Here is a 447-nt window from a genome sequence, read left to right as displayed (position 1 = left end):
CCAACCTCCTTGCGCATGGAATACGCAAGATACCTTACGGTGTCAGCACACAAACCAGTTTCCTGATTTGCATATATATAAGCATAAAGACTACTTAAATGTGTGTGTGTGTGTGTGTTTATAAATTAAACACATATACACAAGCGTTTTTTGATACTTTAACAAAATATTTTTTGAAAGCTGTGGCCGGTCACAACCCACCGTCCGGAAACTTTGTGTTTCCGGTGTCCGGACATATCGTCCCACATGGCATATCTGTAAAAAGGCTTTCATTCCGTTAGTATCAAATTCATTCTTTCTGTCCGTGCCTATGCTTTAGCATTATTTTTACACGAACAACAATGCAAATAAAAAACATTTTTTTCAAATGAACAAATCTTTTTCTGCTTTTTTTTAAAGAAAACAGCATGTAAACTTCAAAATTTTTCGGGGGGGGGGGGGGGGAAA

The organism is Paraprevotella clara YIT 11840, assembly GCF_000233955.1.
GTDB lineage: Bacteria > Bacteroidota > Bacteroidia > Bacteroidales > Bacteroidaceae > Paraprevotella > Paraprevotella clara.
The sequence above is the reverse complement of the archived record's forward strand: the minus strand, read 5'-3'. Positions refer to the sequence as shown.